This is a genomic window from Erythrobacter ramosus (assembly GCF_009828055.1).
Classification (GTDB): Bacteria; Pseudomonadota; Alphaproteobacteria; order Sphingomonadales; family Sphingomonadaceae; genus Erythrobacter; species Erythrobacter ramosus.
The window spans coordinates 839,074-854,607 of record NZ_WTYB01000001.1 but is presented as its reverse complement, the minus strand read 5'-3'; the positions used below and the strand labels follow the sequence as shown (position 1 = coordinate 854,607).

Annotated in this window: 15 protein-coding genes; 9 read left to right on the top strand and 6 right to left on the bottom strand. The window is 65.6% G+C overall.

Annotated elements, in window-relative coordinates; translation table 11 throughout:
* The first annotated feature begins 137 nt into the window (after positions 1-137).
* Positions 138-926: an exodeoxyribonuclease III gene (locus tag GRI59_RS04380; RefSeq protein WP_160759955.1), complete on the top strand. Its 789-nt coding sequence runs from the start codon at positions 138-140 to the stop codon at positions 924-926.
* Between the two features lie 38 nt (positions 927-964).
* Positions 965-1,993, top strand: a complete 1,029-nt coding sequence (gene ribA, locus GRI59_RS04375) for a GTP cyclohydrolase II (RefSeq protein ID WP_160759954.1) — start codon at positions 965-967, stop codon at positions 1,991-1,993.
* Here the strand turns inward: ribA and GRI59_RS04370 are convergent.
* On the bottom strand, positions 1,990-2,952 hold the full coding sequence (locus GRI59_RS04370; RefSeq protein ID WP_160759953.1) for a right-handed parallel beta-helix repeat-containing protein: 963 nt from the start codon (positions 2,950-2,952) through the stop codon (positions 1,990-1,992). The genes ribA and GRI59_RS04370 overlap by 4 nt on opposite strands.
* A gap of 108 nt (positions 2,953-3,060) precedes the next feature.
* Between GRI59_RS04370 and GRI59_RS04365 the strand changes: the two genes are divergently transcribed.
* Genes GRI59_RS04365 through GRI59_RS04340 form a run of 6 tightly spaced genes read left to right on the top strand, consistent with a single transcriptional unit; the run spans position 3,061 to position 8,151 of the window.
* Entirely contained in the window at positions 3,061-3,348 is a 288-nt protein-coding gene (locus GRI59_RS04365) for a hypothetical protein (RefSeq protein ID WP_160759952.1), read from the top strand.
* Positions 3,349-3,356: 8 nt separating this feature from the next.
* On the top strand, positions 3,357-3,605 hold the full coding sequence (locus GRI59_RS04360; RefSeq protein ID WP_160759951.1) for a hypothetical protein: 249 nt from the start codon (positions 3,357-3,359) through the stop codon (positions 3,603-3,605).
* 47 nt (positions 3,606-3,652) lie between these two features.
* The gene (locus GRI59_RS04355; protein WP_160759950.1) at positions 3,653-4,855 is read left to right on the top strand and encodes an acyl-CoA dehydrogenase family protein; all 1,203 of its coding nucleotides are present in this window, start codon (positions 3,653-3,655) and stop codon (positions 4,853-4,855) included.
* Positions 4,848-6,074 (top strand): CoA transferase, encoded by a 1,227-nt coding sequence (locus GRI59_RS04350; RefSeq protein WP_160759949.1) that lies wholly within the window; start codon positions 4,848-4,850, stop codon positions 6,072-6,074. Before GRI59_RS04355 ends, GRI59_RS04350 begins: the two co-directional genes overlap by 8 nt.
* Positions 6,071-7,303: an acetyl-CoA C-acetyltransferase gene (locus GRI59_RS04345; RefSeq protein ID WP_160759948.1), complete on the top strand. Its 1,233-nt coding sequence runs from the start codon at positions 6,071-6,073 to the stop codon at positions 7,301-7,303. Before GRI59_RS04350 ends, GRI59_RS04345 begins: the two co-directional genes overlap by 4 nt.
* Entirely contained in the window at positions 7,300-8,151 is an 852-nt protein-coding gene (locus tag GRI59_RS04340) for an HTD2 family dehydratase (protein ID WP_160759947.1), read from the top strand. Before GRI59_RS04345 ends, GRI59_RS04340 begins: the two co-directional genes overlap by 4 nt.
* Positions 8,152-8,155: 4 nt before the next feature.
* Here the strand turns inward: GRI59_RS04340 and ppk2 are convergent, their stop codons facing one another.
* On the bottom strand, positions 8,156-8,929 hold the full coding sequence (gene ppk2, locus GRI59_RS04335) for a polyphosphate kinase 2 (RefSeq protein ID WP_160759946.1): 774 nt from the start codon (positions 8,927-8,929) through the stop codon (positions 8,156-8,158).
* 54 nt (positions 8,930-8,983) lie between these two features.
* Between ppk2 and phhA the strand changes: the two genes are divergently transcribed.
* Positions 8,984-9,922: a phenylalanine 4-monooxygenase gene (gene phhA, locus GRI59_RS04330; protein WP_237440660.1), complete on the top strand. Its 939-nt coding sequence runs from the start codon at positions 8,984-8,986 to the stop codon at positions 9,920-9,922.
* On the opposite strand, the gene GRI59_RS04325 is transcribed toward phhA, so the two are convergent.
* The 4 genes from GRI59_RS04325 to GRI59_RS04310 form a co-directional block, all read right to left on the bottom strand.
* On the bottom strand, positions 9,919-10,176 hold the full coding sequence (locus GRI59_RS04325; RefSeq protein ID WP_160759945.1) for a hypothetical protein: 258 nt from the start codon (positions 10,174-10,176) through the stop codon (positions 9,919-9,921). The two genes, phhA and GRI59_RS04325, sit on opposite strands and share 4 nt — an antisense overlap.
* Positions 10,177-10,260: 84 nt before the next feature.
* A complete protein-coding gene (locus GRI59_RS04320; protein WP_160759944.1) occupies positions 10,261-11,064 on the bottom strand; it encodes an undecaprenyl-diphosphate phosphatase in 804 nt (267 codons plus the stop codon).
* A 147-nt stretch (positions 11,065-11,211) separates the two neighbouring features.
* A complete protein-coding gene (locus tag GRI59_RS04315; RefSeq protein ID WP_160759943.1) occupies positions 11,212-13,389 on the bottom strand; it encodes a M13 family metallopeptidase in 2,178 nt (725 codons plus the stop codon).
* Between the two features lie 130 nt (positions 13,390-13,519).
* On the bottom strand, positions 13,520-15,316 hold the full coding sequence (locus GRI59_RS04310) for an ABC transporter transmembrane domain-containing protein (protein WP_160760413.1): 1,797 nt from the start codon (positions 15,314-15,316) through the stop codon (positions 13,520-13,522).
* Positions 15,317-15,534 lie beyond the last annotated feature (218 nt).

Genomic DNA, 15,534 nt, shown 5'->3' with positions numbered 1-15,534 from the left:
TTGGTCTGGCGCGCTATCGGTTGCAGATGTGACGGTAAAGAGATGATCTGCACCCGCGCCGCTAGATTTTAGGCGTTCTTGTCGCCCTACCGCTTCGCTACTTGAGGACCGGCGCTCATACTCCTAAGTCCGCTGCCATGCTGACTGTCGCCACCTGGAACATCAATTCCGCCCGCCTGCGCGTGGGCCTGATCGAAAAGCTGCTCACCGAAGCCGCGCCTGACATCCTGTGCCTGCAGGAGATCAAGTGCGAGAGCCACCTATTCCCGGCCGAGGCGCTGGCGGCGCTGGGCTATATCCATCAGGCGGTGAGCGGGCAGAAGGGCTATCACGGCGTCGCCACAGTCAGCCGCGTGCCGATCCGCGAAGTCACCCGCCACGACTGGCAGGACAATGGCGAAGCGCGACATATCGGCGTGGAAGTGCTGGGCAAGGATCTGCTGGTCGAGAACGTCTATGTCCCCGCTGGCGGCGATGTGCCGGACCGCGAGGTGAACAAGAAATTTGGCCAGAAGCTCGATTTCCTTGGGCGGATGACGAAGTGGGCCGATACGCTCGACCGCCCCACGCTGATCGTCGGCGATTTCAACATCGCCCCGCTGGAAAGTGATGTGTGGAGCCACAAGCAACTGCTGAAGGTCGTAAGCCACACGCCGATTGAGGTCGAGACGCTGGGCCGGTTTCAGGACGCCCACGGCTGGGTTGATCTCGGGCGTCAGCATGTGCCCGCTCCGGCGCGCTATTACTCGTGGTGGAGCTATCGCAATCCGGGCTGGCAGGAGAACGACAAGGGCCGCCGGCTCGATCATATGTGGGCCTCGCCCGAGGTGGCGAAGCAGGCTCGCTCGCACCGCGTGCTGGAAGATGCGCGCAGCTGGACGCAGCCGTCCGATCACGTGCCGCTGATCACGGAGTTCGACCTCTGAGCGAGCCGCCTTCCCCGTCCCGCCGCGCGGCGCAGGCGGTGGACGCGCTGCGCCACGGCTGGCCGCTGGCGTTCGAGGGTGGGCCGGTTCTACTCCCGGTGGAAACCGCTATCGCGCAGGGTGCCAGCGCGCCGCGGATGCTGATTTCCGCCGCCCGCGCCGCCACGCTGAAACTCGCCAACCAGCGCGAGGCCGCCGTGCCGCACGCCCCCGTCCTGATCGCCGGGGGTGAGGATTTCACCATGCGGGATGCCCTGCCGATTGCCGACCCGGCGCTCGATCTGGGCAATCCCTTGAAAGGCCCGTTCAAGGCGGTGACGCTGGATTGGGAAGAATCCGCCCGCGCGGCGCTGGAACTGGCGCGGATTGCGGGGATTTTGCCTGCGTTTCTGGTCAATCCAGTGGACGCGGGCGAGGCGCAGCCGGTCGCCGTGTCCGATCTTGCCGCCTATTCCGCTGCGGGCGCTCTGCGCATCGTGACCCGCGCCCGCCTGCCCGTTTCGGCTTGCGAGGATGCCGAGATTGTCGCCTTCCGTTCAGCCGCCGACCTGCGCGAACACGTGGCGCTGGTCATCGGCAAGCAATCGGGCGACCGCCAGCCGCTCGTCCGGCTGCATTCCGAGTGCCTCACCGGCGACATCCTCGGCAGCCTCAAATGCGACTGCGGCCCGCAACTCGACGCCGCGCTGCACGCGATGGCGCATGAGGCGCAGGACTCAGGCGGGTGGGGCGTGCTGCTCTATATGCGGCAGGAGGGGCGCGGGATCGGCCTCGTCAACAAGCTGCGCGCCTACCGGTTGCAGGATCAGGGGTTCGACACGGTCGAGGCCAACCAGCGGCTCGGCCTGCCCGACGAGGCCCGCGATTTCCCGGTGGCGGCGCGGATGCTCGATCTGTTGGGAGCGCGGACGATCCACCTGCTGACAAACAATCCGGCGAAAGTCACCGCGCTGGAGGCTGCAGGCATCACGGTCACCGAACGCGTGCCGCACCAACTCCCCGAAAACCCGCACAACGCCCGCTATCTGGCGACCAAGCGCGACCGGTCAGGGCATTTGCTGCTTTAGCGCTGCTCGTACTGCTTGATCCCCGCCGCCAGCTTGTTGCCCTGCATCACGATCCGCGATCCCGTCCAGTCGGCGAAGAAGGCGGTCTGGCGGGTCAGGCCGGGGACGAAGCGGGCTTCATTGTTCACCACCTGAAGCCCGTCCGAGGGGTGGAGCAGGTCTTCTGCTCCCAGCGCGATGAAGGTCGAGTAATTCTCCTTGTCGCGCCCCTGCACGAACCAGTTGTCCGCAATCCGGCCGACGCTGCCAGCGGGCAGATCAATCATGTAATTGGTAGTGCGCCCGTTGGCGTCATCGAAACTGTTGCCCTCGATCACGACCTCGGTGGCGCGCGCTTTCAGGTAATGGCCGCCGGTGCCGCGTTCGAACCGACTTTCGCGCACGGTGAGCGAGCCGATATCGCCGATGTACAGCGAATGCGCGCAGCCCGCGTCGTTCTCGCAGGTGCCGAGCCCGGTGAAGGTCGAACGGGTGATGTAGACCCGGATCGACGGATCGGCGGCACTCAGGATGCCCTGCTGGCTGTTCTCGAACCGGGCATAGGCCACATTCAACGCGCCCGCTTCCAACCGGATGCCCGCGCCATTGCCATCTTCGACATTGATGTTGCTGAAGGTGAGCCCGCGAATCTCTGCCCCTGTCCCGCGCAGCACGAGCGAGCCCTTGCCCTCACACGCGCGGCCCGCCAGCGTGACGGTGCCGGGTTCGGCGGCTTCGTAGATGATCACGCCCTCTTCCTGCACCGCGCATTGGCGATAGGTGCCGGGCGCGATGCGGATCGTGGCGCGACTGTTGCCGATATCATTCACCGCGTCCTGCAAGGTGCCATAGCTGCGCCCGGTCTCGGCCACGGTGAAGGCACCGGGAACAGGCTGGGCGAGCAGCACGGCGGCAGGCAGCGCGGCAGTAGCAGCGGCAGCGACGAGCGCGGATAGCGCGAGGGATTGATTGCGGGTCATGCGCGGCAGCCTAACCGACAATGGTTAAGGCACCATTTGCCGCTTGGCGTATCCCCCAAGGCTTGGCTAAACCCCCGCCATAACGTCACCGACGAGAGGACACACCTGATGCGCAAAGCTGCCCCCTTCACCGCCCTTGCTGGCGCTGCCCTGATGCTCGCCGCTTGCGGCAGCGCCGATGATGCCTCGACCGAGGCGAGCGCCGATACCGTGGAAATGCCCGCCGACAGCGCGCTGGCGCCGGTCGCCGAAGTCCCGGTTGCCGATCCGTCCGCCACCGCGACTGACGCGCCTGTGACCGATGCGGCGACCGAAGCCACCACCGAGCAATCGGCCGAAGCTGCTGCCAATGTCGCTGCCGAAGCCTCGGCTGCGGCTGAAGCACCGGCCGAGTAAGCCGCGCAATGCCGCGCTGGCCAATCGCCGCGGGCCTCGCCCTCACCCTCGCCGCGTGCGGGGGCGAGGGGGCGAGCGCGCCGGGCGGGGTCAGCGCGGGCGAGGCCAAGGCGCTTGAGGATGCCGCCGCGATGCTGGACGAGCGCCGCCTGCCGCCCGAGGCCCTACCCTCGGATGCGCCATCTGACACGCCGTCCCAAGTGGCTGCGCCAGCCCCTGCCGAAATGACAGGCGACGAGGCCGCTCCGCGCAATTAGGCGCGAGCAGGCCAGCCTGCCTTCCTGCCCAAGGATGATTGCTCACCATGAATGCCCCCACCAATCTCGCCGCGCCGGTCAACATGGGTATGGACGAGGACACCTTCGAACAGTTCGCCGAGCAGCTGAAGCGCTATGTCCGCGAACGGCTGATCCCGGCCGAAGCGCAAGTGATCGCCGAGGACCGCATCCCCGAGGACATCCTCAAGGAAATGCGCGAAATGGGGCTGTTCGGCCTCTCAGTGCCCGAAGAGTTCGGCGGCGCGGGGCTCAACATGACGCAGTACGCCCGCGTCGTGAACATCATGGCTTATGCCGCGCCCGCTTACCGGTCGATCTTCTCGATCAATGTCGGCATGTTTGCGAGCGCGCTCAAGAACGGCGCGACGGAGGCCCAGAAGGCCGAATGGTATCCGAAGATCGCGGAAGGGCGCATCGCCTGCTTCGGCCTGACCGAGCCGGGCTCGGGCAGCGACAGCGCCGGACTGGCGACAACGGCGGTTCCCGATCCGGACGGCAACGGCTGGATCTTGAACGGCACCAAACGCTACATCACCAACGCCCCCCACGCCGAAGTCGCGCTGATCATGGCGCGCACCAACAAGGAAGCGCTGCCCAAGAACGCGCATGTGTCCGCCTTTCTGGTGCCGATGAACGCGCCGGGGGTTTCGACCGGAAGCCCCGACAAGAAGATGGGGCAGAGCGGATCGCATATTGCCGACATCATGCTCGACGATGTCCGTGTGCCGGGCGATGCGCTGCTGGGCGGCGAGACCGGAAAGGGCTTCGTCTTCGCGATGAAGAGCCTCGACAATGGGCGCATTTCTGTGGGCGCGGCGGCGACCGGATACGCACGGCGGGCGCTCGATTCGGCGCTGCGCTACGCCAATGAGCGCAAGGCCTTTGGCGAGCCAATCGCCAACTTCCAGCTGATCCAGGCGATGCTCGCCGACAGCGAGATCGAAATCTACGCCGCCGAAAGCATGATGGCGGACGTCACCGCGCGGGCTGACCGGGGCGAGAACATTCTGGTCAAAGCCGCCGCCTTCAAGGTCTTCGCCAGCGAGATGTGCGGCCGGGTGGTCGACCGCGTGGTGCAGATTTACGGCGGCGCGGGCTACCTCGCGGAATATGACGCCGAGCGGTTTTTCCGCGATGCGCGCATCTACCGCATCTACGAAGGCACGACGCAAATTCTCCAGCTCCAGATCGCCAAGCACATGCTGCGCGAGTGGAATAGGAATGTATAATCTTCTCAATGACCTGAGCATCGTCGAAGTCTCCAGCTTCGTCGCCTCGCCCACTGCGGGACTGTATTGCGCGCAGCTGGGGGCGGAGGTGATCCGCGTTGACCACAAGGCGGGCGGGCTCGATTACAACCGCTACATGCTGACACGCGAGGGGCGCTCGCTCTCGTGGGAGAACCTCAACCGCGCCAAGAAGTCGGTCGCGCTCGATCTGCAATCGGGCGAGGGCCGCGAGTTGCTGGTGGAGCTGGCGGGCGCGGTCGGCCAATGCATCACCAACCTGCCCGAACAAAGCTTCCTCAGCCACGCCGCGATGGCCGCCAAGCGCGCGGACATGATCTCCTTGCGCGTCATGGGCTGGCATGACGGGCGCCAGGCGATGGACTTCACCGTCAACGCCGCCGCCGGATACCCGCTGATGACTGGGCCGGAGGACTGGGACGCAGCATCGGCCCCGCCAGTCAACCAGGTGCTCCCGGCATGGGACTTCATCACGGGGGCCTACGGCGCGTTCGCCATGGTCGCTGCCCTTCGCCACCGCGACCGCACCGGAGAGGGCAACGAAGTGCGCCTGCCCTTGGGTGACGTCGCGATTGGCACCATGGCCAACGCAGGGCTGATGGCCGAAGTGCTCTATCGCGGGTCTGACCGCGAGCGGCTTGGCAACGCGATCTGGGGCGCGTTCGGGCGAGATTTCCGCAGCCGTGACGGCGTTCGCTTCATGGTCGCCGCGCTGACGCCCAAGCAGTGGACGGGCCTCGTCAAGGCGTTCGGATTGGAGGCGGGTATCGCCGCCTTGGAAGCCGAATGCGGCGTGCGCTTTGCCGATGGGGACACTCCCCGTTTCCAACACCGCGCCGCACTGTTCGCCCTGTTCCAGAGCGCGGCGGACGGCATGGATTACGCGCAGCTCGAAGCGCGAATGGCGGCGGAGGGCTGCACCTTCGAACGCTATCGCACCGCATATGAGGCCGCGAATGATCCGGTGCTAGTGGCAGGCAATCCGCTGTTTGGGCCCGCGCCCGCCAACCCCTCAGGCTTCGATTACCCCGCGACCCGCTCATTCGCGAACCTGCCGGGACGGACGGCAGGTGATCCCGCTCCTGCGCCCTATCTCGGCGAACATTCGGAAGAGGTGCTCAGCGAGAAGCTGGGCCTCTCCTCCGGTGCCATCGGCAAGCTGGTGGATGCCGGGACTGTGGCTTTGAGTGACAAGGAATGACCATGACCAGACGCGCCGCCATCTGCACCCCGCTCCGCACCCCGGTGGGCAAGTTCCTCGGCGGGCTTTCCAGCATGAACGCGGGCCAATTAGGGGCTGTCATCCTCAAGGCACTGATGGAACGCTCCGGCATCGATCCCACGCGGGTGGACGATGTCGTCTTCTCGCAAGGCTACGGCAATGGCGAGGCGCCCGCGATTGGCCACTGGGCGTGGCTGGCGGCAGGTCTTCCCATCGAAGTGCCCGGCTTCCAGCTTGATCGCCGCTGTGGTTCCGGCGTGCAGGCCGTCGCCACAGCCGCGATGATGGTCGAGACGGGCATGGCCGATGTGGTGGTGGCAGGCGGCGTCGAGTCCATGTCCAACGTCGAGCACTACACCCTCGCCGCGCGCGGGGGCGTGCGGATGGGCGACATGGTGCTGCATGACCGCCTCAGCCGGGGCCGGGTCATGAGCCAGCCGGTCGAACGGTTCGGCGTCATCACCGGGATGATCGAGACCGCCGAGAACCTCGCCAAGGATTACGATATCACCCGCGATGAGGCGGACGCCTTCGCGGTGCGCTCGCACCAGAACGCGGCCAAGGCATGGGCGGAAGGCAAGTTTGCCGAGCAGCTCGTCCCCGTCGCGATCCCGCAGAGGAAGGGCGACCCCATCATCTTCGACCACGACGAGGGCTACCGCACTGACGCTTCGATGGAGACACTCGGCAAGCTAGCGCCCATCGACGGCAAACGCGACCCGCAGGCCATCGTCACCGCGGGCAATGCCAGCCAGCAGAATGACGCGGCGGCGGCCTGCCTGGTAGTGGCAGAGGACAAGCTGGAGGAACTCGGCCTCACCCCGATGCTGTGGTTCGGCGGCTGGGCGGCGGCGGGCTGCGATCCCTCGCGCATGGGCATCGGCCCGGTGCCAGCGGTGGAGCGCCTGTTCGAACGGCGCGGGTATCGCTGGGACGATATCGGCATGGTCGAACTCAACGAGGCATTCGCCCCGCAGGTGCTCGCCGTGCTCAAGGGCTGGGGTTGGAGCGACGAAGATTCGCGCCGTGATATCCTCAACGTCAACGGCTCGGGCATTTCGCTGGGCCACCCCATCGGCGCAACCGGGGGGCGCATCCTCGCTGACATGGCGCACGAAATGCACCGGCGCGGGGTGCAATATGGGCTCGAAACCATGTGCATCGGCGGCGGTCAGGGCATCGCTGCGGTGTTCGAGCGCGCAGTATGACCGACTTTGCCGCCTGGATCGGGCGCGAGCAGATCGGACGGGACCGCCTGACCTCGCAACACGCCTTCCAGTGGTGCTCGACCTTCGACCTCGAGTGGCCGGGGGACAAGATCATGCCGCAGGGCATCCACTTTGCGCTCTGCACGCCCCAAGCGCGCACCGATTGCCTAGGAGACGACGGTCACCCGGCGCGCGATGACAGCTCCGACAGCTTCCTCCCCCCCTTCCCCATGCCGCGCCGCATGTGGGCATCTTCAAAGGTGCAGTTCCACGCCCCCATCGCCATCGGTGCGGTGATCGACCGGATCAGCCGGGTGGTATCAGTGAGCGAAAAGTCGGGCGGTTCGGGCCGCCTCGCTTTCGTCGATGTCGAGCATGTGACGAAGGCCAACGGTACCATCGCGGTGATCGAGACCCAGACGCTGGTGTACCGCGATGCGGCAGGACCCGACGCGCCGCTCAGCCCTCCGCCGCCGGGCGATGGCGCGTTCGATCCCGCCGGGTGGGAGGCTATCCGCACCCTCACACCCGATCCGCGCCTGCTGTTCCGCTACTCGGCGCTGACCTTCAACACCCACCGTATCCACTATGACGCGCCTTACGCCGAGCAGGTCGAGCGTTATCGCGGGCTGGTGGTCCACGGCCCGCTGACCGCCAGCCTGCTGCTGCAACTGGCAGCGGACAAGCTGGGCGAGAACCGAGTGCGGACCTTCACCTTCCGCGGCCTGTCACCCGCCATCGCTGGCGAGGCGCTGCATCTGGTGATGCGCAAGGGCGAAGCCGGCTATGAACTCGCCGCGTTCGCCGAGGATGGTCGGCAGGTCACGCAGGCGAGCGCCACAACCTAAGGCCTTAGCCTTCCCAATCCTTGATCGGCTTCAGCACCTTGTAGCGTTCCTTCACCGGCTCTCGCCCCAGTTCTGGAAAATCGATCGCCTCGGGCTCCTCGTGCGTGTCCGGCACCCGCGAGAGCAGGTCGCGGATCAGGGTCAGCCGCCCGCGCCGCTGGTCGTTGAAATCCACCAAAGTCCACGGCGCGTGATCGGTATGCGTCGCTTTCAACATCGCTTCGCGCGCCTTGGTATAGTCGTCGTATTTTCCGCGGGCGGCGAGGTCGATCGGGGACAGCTTCCAGCGCTTCAGCGGATCTTCCAGCCGCTCGCGCAGCCGCGCTTCCTGTTCGGCCTGATCGGCACCGAGCCAGTATTTGAACAGCAGAATGCCGTCATCCACGAGCAGCTTTTCAAAGGCAGGGACCGCCTTCAGAAAAGCGTCGACCTGCTCCTTGGACGCATAGCCCATCACCTTCTCGACCCCCGCGCGATTGTACCACGACCGGTCGAACAGCACGATTTCGCCCGCAGCGGGCAGGTGGGCGATGTAACGCTGGAAATACCACTGGGTCTGCTCGGCCTCGCTCGGCTTCGTCAGCGCCACGGTGCGAACCTGACGCGGATTGAGGCCATGGCGGACCGCGCCAATCGCGCCGCCCTTGCCCGCAGTGTCGCGCCCTTCGAACAACACCACGATCCGCGCGCCTGTCGCCTTGGCCCAGCGCGTCATGCTGACCAGCTCACGTGTCAGCGGTTCGAGCGCCGCCTCGTAATCCTTGCGCTTCATCGCCATTGGCATCCCTCCTGTTTGTGCTGCCTTCGCAAAGGTAGTATCATCTGCAACGATATGGCCACGCTCGTAGACCCCCAGCCCGACTTCGCCATCCTGCCAGACATGGCGGCGGATGTCTTTACCGCGCCGCTCGCCAAGCCCGCCCACGTTGGCGCGGACTGGCTCGAGTCTGCACAGACCGCTTACACCGCCGAGGATGACGCCGTGTGGAACGATCTGTTTGCCCGCCAGATGGAGGTGCTGCCGGGCCGTGCGTGCTCGGCGTTCCTCGCGGGATTGGAGAAGCTTGATCTCGCACGCGGCGGCGTGCCGGAGTTCGGGGTGCTGTCCGAAGAGCTAGGCGCGCTGACCGGCTGGAGCGTGGTGCCGGTGCCGATGCTGATCCCCGATCACGTGTTTTTCTGGCACTTGGCCAACCGCCGCTTTCCCGCAGGCAATTTCATCCGCACGCGCGAAACCTTCGATTACATCGAGGAGCCGGACGTGTTCCACGATGTGTTCGGCCATGTGCCGATGCTCACCGATCCCACCTATGCCGATTACATGCAGGAATATGGCCGCGCCGGGTGGAAGGCGATGCGGTATAACCGGCTGAAGGCCTTGGGCGCGCTCTACTGGTACACGGTCGAATTTGGGCTGATCGAGGAAGCGGAGGGCGTGCGCGCTTACGGCGCTGGCATTCTGTCAGGGCCGACCGAAGCTCGCTTCGCGGTCGAGGCGCAAACCCCCAACCGCATCATGCTCAACGTCGATCGGGTGATGCGCACCGATTACGTCATCAGCGACCTGCAACCGACCTATTTCGTGATCGAGAGCTTCGCCGATCTTTACCGCCAGACGGTAGAGCGCGACTTCGACCGGCTCTATCGCAGCCTGCCTGCGGGCTTCACCTATGCCAACTCGGCGGTGATCGATGTCGACAACGTGCTGCACCGGGGAACACAGGAATACCACCTGCGCGGCGGGCGCGGCAGCGGGGCGGTCCCGGTTTAAGCCTTCACGCTCCGGCGAGCCACCGCGTGATACAGCACCAGCGCGACCCCGGTCGCGGCCAGTGCAATGCCGAGGCTGAGGAACGAGAGGCTGCCGATCATCGTGCCTTCATTGGCGATCTCGCCCGCGACCACCGATACTGCCATGCCCAGCGCGACCTGACGCAGGATGGTGCCCGGCGCCTCGGTCCGCGCGAGGATCGAGGCTAGCCAGCCCAGAGTTGCCCCCAACACGATCAGAACCAGCAACGCCATTTTATCCTCAGTCTCCGTCTTCGCCGACCAGTGTTGGCTCGACTCCCTAACCAGCGGAGCGCCAAGCGGTTCCAGAAAAGTGCTTTAACGCAGGGTCAGCCAGGCCAGACCGGCAAGGCCAAGCACGATGCGATACCAGGCAAACGGCGCAAATCCGATCTTCGTCACCACGGCCACGAAGATCTTGACCACCACCAACGCGGTCACAAACCCCGCGATCGAACCGATCCCGATCAGCTGCGCATCGTTCATCGTCAGGTTGGCCCCGTGCTTGGCCAACTGGTAAACGGTCGCCCCCGTCAGCGTCGGCACGGCGAGGAAGAAGCTGAATTCGGCGGCGGTCTTGCGGTCCACCCCGAAGGCCATTGCTCCCAGAATGGTCGCGCCCGAACGGCTGACCCCGGGGATCATCGCGAGGCATTGGACGAGGCCGATCAGCACCGAGGTGCGCAAGGGCACGCCCGCAACGCCGGGGCCTTCGGCGGGGGGGTTGGCCCAGCGCTCGATCGCCAGAATAGCCACACCGCCCAGCACCAGCGACCAGCACACCAGCACCGGATTGCCGAGCCAGCCCTGGATCACGTCCCCGAAGGCGAGGCCGAGCAGCACGGCCGGGAAAAAGGCCACCAACAAGTTGCGCACAAACGCCAGCGCGCCTTTTTCAAACCCGAACAGCCCCTTGGCCACATCCCAGAAGGTGCGCCAGTACAGCACCACGATCGCGAGGATCGCGGCCGGCTGGATCGCGATGTTGAACACCTCCCACTCGTCTTGGTTGAAACCAAGGACCTCGGTGGCGAGGATTAAGTGGCCGGTCGATGACACGGGTAGGAACTCGGTCAACCCCTCAAGGATGCCGAGCAGGATCGCGGCTAAGGTATCGGTCATGGGGGCACCGCATCGACGAGGCGGCGCGGGGTGTCAAACCCAAACCTCGATTTCCCCGCCCCGGGCTTGACCCGGGGCCCAGCTTTCTTTCGATCAGACAAGGAAAGAAGCGGGGTCCCGGGTCAAGCCCGGGACGGGGGATGCGATTTACCAGATGCGCACGCGCTCTTCCGGCGGCAGATACATGGCATCGCCGGGCTTCACGCCGAAGGCGTCGTACCATTCGTCCAGATTGCGAACGACGCCGTTGACCCGGTATTCTTCCGGGCTGTGGCTATCGGTGACGAGCCGGTTGCGGTAATTCGCCTCGCGCTGGGTCGAACGCCATACCTGCGCCCAGGCGAGGAAGAAGCGCTGGTCGCCGGTCAGCCCGTCGATCACCGGCACGTCCATGCCCTTGGTGGCGATCTTGTAGGCGCGGTAGGCCATCGACAGCCCGCCAACATCGCCGATATTCTCGCCCAGCGTCAGGCGGCCGTTCACGCAGGTCTTGCCCTCATCGAGCGGGCAGAAACTGTTATACTGCGCCACCAGCCGGTCGCCCAACTTGTCGAAAGCGGCACGATCAGTGTCGGTCCACCAGTTACGCAGCATCCCGGTCGCGTCGGACTTGGAGCCCTGATCGTCGAAGCCGTGGCCCATTTCATGCCCAATCACCCCGCCAATCGCGCCATAATTGACGGCAATATCGTTGGAGAGCGCGAAGAACGGTTGCTGGAGGATGCCGGCGGGGAAGACGATCTCGTTCTTCACCGAGTTGTAATAGGCGTTCACCGTCTGCGGCAGCATCCCCCATTCGGTGCGGTCGATCGGCTGGCCGAGCTTGGCGACGTTATCCGCCTGCCCCCACTTGGCCGCGGCCATGCGGTTGGCAATCGGATCGCCCCCCGTGATGGCGAGGCCGTCATAGGTTTCAAGGTTCGGGCGGTAGCCGATCTTGGGATCGAAGCTGTCGAGCTTGGCGAGCGCCTGCGTCTTGGTCTCTGCCCCCATCCAGTCGATCTCGCCGATGGATTCGCGCAGCGCGAGCCGCAGGTTGGCGACGAGTTCATCCATCGCCACCTTGTTTTCGGCCGGGAAGTAGCGCGCGACATATTCCTTCCCGATCAACTCGCCCAGCAGGCCCTCCGCCTCGCCGATGGCGCGCTTCCAGCGGGGGCGCTGTTCGGGGGTACCGCGCAGGGTCTTGCCGAAGAATTCGAAGCTCGCCGCATCGAAGCGCGCGGGCAGCACGGCGGCGTTACCCGACAGGAACTCCTTGATCATCCACGCCTGCAACGTCTCGACCGGGGTTTCGCCGAGCAGCGCGAACATGCCGGGCAGGCCGCTGCCAATCTTTGCCTGTGTGGCCTCGTCGAGCTTGAACTTGGCGATTTCCTCCGGCGTCGGCGGCATCAGGCTGACGACGAAGCCGGGGCTCTTTTCGATCCCGATTGCGGTCAGCATCGCGGTGACGGGCACCTTGCCGCCGATTGCGCTGAGTTCGTCAGCGGTCAGGAGGTTGTAGGTAAGGTCGCGGTTGCGGCGGACGGTGCGGTCCCAGGCAACCTTGCGGGCGATGGTGTCTTCGAAAGCGTAGACCGTCTCGGCCATCGCCGCCGGGTTGGCGTAACCCGCCTCACCCAGCAGGAAGGTCAGGTATTCCTTGTACTTGGCCTGGATCGCGACGCCCTTTTCCGAGGTGTCGAGATAGTAGTCACGGTCCGGCATGCCCAACCCGCCGAAGCCGACATTGGCGATGTGGCGGTCAGGCTGCTTGGCATCGACGCCGACGCCGCCGCCCACAGGGCTGGCAAAGCCGGGCTCGGCCCACAGCATCGCGAGATCATCCAGCGTCTTGGCACCCTTGATCCGGGCGAGATAGGGCTGCGCCGGGGCAAGGCCCGCCGCTTCAATCGCCCCCGTATCGAGGTAAGTGCGATAGGTGTCGAGAATGCGGCGCTCGTCGCCCGACAGGCTGGCGGCGTCCTTGGCCATCAACTCATCCATCAGCGCCTTGACGTCATAGGTGCTCTTTTCGCCCAGCAGCACGAAGGCGCCGATGCGGCTGAAATCGGCCGGGAGCGGCGTGGCGTCGATCCAGCGCTTGTTGACATAGGCGTTGAAGTCATCGCCCGGCTTGATGTCTTCAGCGAGCAGCAGGGGGTCGACCCCCCAGCTGCCGAAGCTCATCGCCGGCAGGGCGGCGGCGGGCGCTTCGTCGGCAGCGGCGAGCAGCGTGTCGACATCGCCCTGGTGGTCATGGGCATCGTCCTGCGCAAAAGCGGGCGCGGCGGCGAGCGCGAGCAGGCTTGCGCCGATAAGGGCGGCGGTCTTGTGGATCATGTCTGGTGTGTCCCCGAAAAAGCGGCGGCAGAGGATCTGCGATGCGTCACACTAACGTCGCACAGGGCAAAGGGTTGCCGCTCATCCGGCGAAGGTCGCTCTTCGTCGAAAAAGGTCAGGCGTCAGGCGATCAGGCAGCGGCGTTGGCGAATTGCAGCCGGGCGAGGCGCGCATACAGCCCGCCCGCCTTGCTCAGCGCTTCATGCGTGCCCTGTTCGACAATCCGGCCATCATCCAGCACCACGATCCGGTCTGCCGCGCGCACAGTGGCGAGGCGGTGCGCGATCACCAGCGTGGTGCGGCCCTGCATCAGCCCGTCCAGCGCCTGCTGCACCAACTGCTCGCTTTCGGCATCGAGCGCGCTGGTCGCTTCGTCGAGCAGCAGGATCGGCGCATCGCGCAGCAATGCGCGGGCGATGGCGACGCGCTGTTGCTGCCCGCCCGAAAGCTGCGTGCCGCCTTCGCCGAGATAGGTGTCGAGCCCGTTGGGCAGCTTGCGCAGGAAGCTTTCCGCATTGGCGGCGCGGGCGGCGTCCCAGATTTGCGCGTCGGTGGCGTCCCACTTGCCATAGCGCAGATTGTCGCGGGCATTGGCGCTGAACAGCACGCCTTCCTGCGGCACCAGCGCGATGCGCGAACGGATCTCGGCTGGGTCAGCGCTAGTCAGCGGCACGCCATCCAGGCGGATCGTGCCCGCCTGCGGATCATAGAACCGCTCGACCAACTGGAAGATCGTCGATTTGCCCGCGCCCGAGGGGCCGACGATGGCGATGGTCTCACCCGGCTCGATTTCGAGCGTGAAGTCCTTGAGCGCGGCGGTTTCGGGCCGCGCCGGGTAACGGAAGGTGACATTGCGGAAACTGAGGCTGCCGCGCGCAGGCTCGGGCAGACGCTCGGGCCGGGCGGGGGCGGCGATCTCGGGCTTGGACTCGAGCAGTTCAGCCAGCCGGCTCGCCGCACCGGCCCCGCGCAGCAGATCGCCGTACACTTCTGTGAGGGAGCCCAGCGCACCGGCCACAAGCCCGCCGGTCAGCACGAAGGCTGCAATGGTCCCGCCGCTGATCAGCCCATCGGCCACCGCCAAGGCGCCGCGCCACATCACCAGCACCACCCCGCCGAACACCAGCAGGATCACCACCGACGTCATCGCCGCGCGCAGCAGGATGCGGCGGCGCGCGGTTTCGAACGTGCCTTCGACCACGCCAGCAAACCGCTCACTCTCCCGCCGTTCCTGCCCGAAGCTCTGGACGATCTTCATCGCCGAGAGCACTTCAGTGACATAGGCACCGACGTCCGCGATCCGGTCCTGACTGGTGCGCGAGACCGCGCGGATCTTGCGGCCGAAGAACACGATTGGCGCGATCACCAGCGGGATGCCGATCAGCAGGCCCAGCGTCAGCGACGGCGCGAGATAGACCAGCAGCCCGATCCCACCAATCGCAGTCAGCGAATTGCGCAGCGCTACCGAAACCGTGGTGCCGACCACATTCTCGATCACCGCCGTATCGCTCGTCATGCGGCTGGAGATTTCCTTGGGGCTATTCACCTCGTAAAAGCCGGGCGACAGGCGCAGCAGGTTTGCCTGCACCTTCAGCCGGATATCGGCCACCACCCGCTCACCCAGCCAGCTGACGAAATAGAACCGCAGCGCTGTCCCCAGACCGAGGATCACGACGATCATCAGCAGGTATTGGAAGGCGTGGGCGATATCATCGGCATTGGCCGCGCCGGTGAAAGCCTCGTCGATGATGACCTTGAAGCGCCACGGAATCGCCAGCGTTGCTGCCGAGGTGATGAACAGCGCCAGCAGCGCAAAGGCGATCTCGCGCGGGTATTGCACGGCGGTGCCGAACACCATCCGCAGCGGCCCGAGCGAGCGCGCTTTGGGCGCAGGCGCGTCTCCCACTACCGCCGCCGTTTCGGGCATTGCAGCCGGGACCTCAGCATCCGCTGGGACGTCAGAGGGTTCGCGCTTCTGGAGTTCACCTTGCATGATCGCAGCGCTCTAGCGGGCCGGAGCACGAATTTCACGTGCAAAAAGCAGCAAGCCCACAGGCGCCCTCACTGGCCGCCCCCATAATTGTGCATTGCACAACGGCCAGCGAAGGCGCATCTGTAGAAGTAAGGTGCCACGGGATAAGGCGC

What these genes read in the sequence shown, in the direction of transcription:
- GRI59_RS04380 (WP_160759955.1), top strand. Translation starts at nt 138, where the DNA reads ATGCTGACTGTCGCCACCTGGAACATCAATTCCGCCCGCCTGCGCGTG.
- GRI59_RS04370 (WP_160759953.1), bottom strand. Translation starts at nt 2,952, where the DNA reads ATGACCCGCAATCAATCCCTCGCGCTATCCGCGCTCGTCGCTGCCGCT.
- GRI59_RS04365 (WP_160759952.1), top strand. Translation starts at nt 3,061, where the DNA reads ATGCGCAAAGCTGCCCCCTTCACCGCCCTTGCTGGCGCTGCCCTGATG.
- GRI59_RS04360 (WP_160759951.1), top strand. Translation starts at nt 3,357, where the DNA reads ATGCCGCGCTGGCCAATCGCCGCGGGCCTCGCCCTCACCCTCGCCGCG.
- GRI59_RS04355 (WP_160759950.1), top strand. Translation starts at nt 3,653, where the DNA reads ATGAATGCCCCCACCAATCTCGCCGCGCCGGTCAACATGGGTATGGAC.
- GRI59_RS04350 (WP_160759949.1), top strand. Translation starts at nt 4,848, where the DNA reads ATGTATAATCTTCTCAATGACCTGAGCATCGTCGAAGTCTCCAGCTTC.
- GRI59_RS04345 (WP_160759948.1), top strand. Translation starts at nt 6,071, where the DNA reads ATGACCATGACCAGACGCGCCGCCATCTGCACCCCGCTCCGCACCCCG.
- GRI59_RS04340 (WP_160759947.1), top strand. Translation starts at nt 7,300, where the DNA reads ATGACCGACTTTGCCGCCTGGATCGGGCGCGAGCAGATCGGACGGGAC.
- ppk2 (WP_160759946.1), bottom strand. Translation starts at nt 8,929, where the DNA reads ATGGCGATGAAGCGCAAGGATTACGAGGCGGCGCTCGAACCGCTGACA.
- phhA (WP_237440660.1), top strand. Translation starts at nt 8,984, where the DNA reads ATGGCCACGCTCGTAGACCCCCAGCCCGACTTCGCCATCCTGCCAGAC.
- GRI59_RS04325 (WP_160759945.1), bottom strand. Translation starts at nt 10,176, where the DNA reads ATGGCGTTGCTGGTTCTGATCGTGTTGGGGGCAACTCTGGGCTGGCTA.
- GRI59_RS04320 (WP_160759944.1), bottom strand. Translation starts at nt 11,064, where the DNA reads ATGACCGATACCTTAGCCGCGATCCTGCTCGGCATCCTTGAGGGGTTG.
- GRI59_RS04315 (WP_160759943.1), bottom strand. Translation starts at nt 13,389, where the DNA reads ATGATCCACAAGACCGCCGCCCTTATCGGCGCAAGCCTGCTCGCGCTC.
- GRI59_RS04310 (WP_160760413.1), bottom strand. Translation starts at nt 15,316, where the DNA reads ATGCCCGAAACGGCGGCGGTAGTGGGAGACGCGCCTGCGCCCAAAGCG.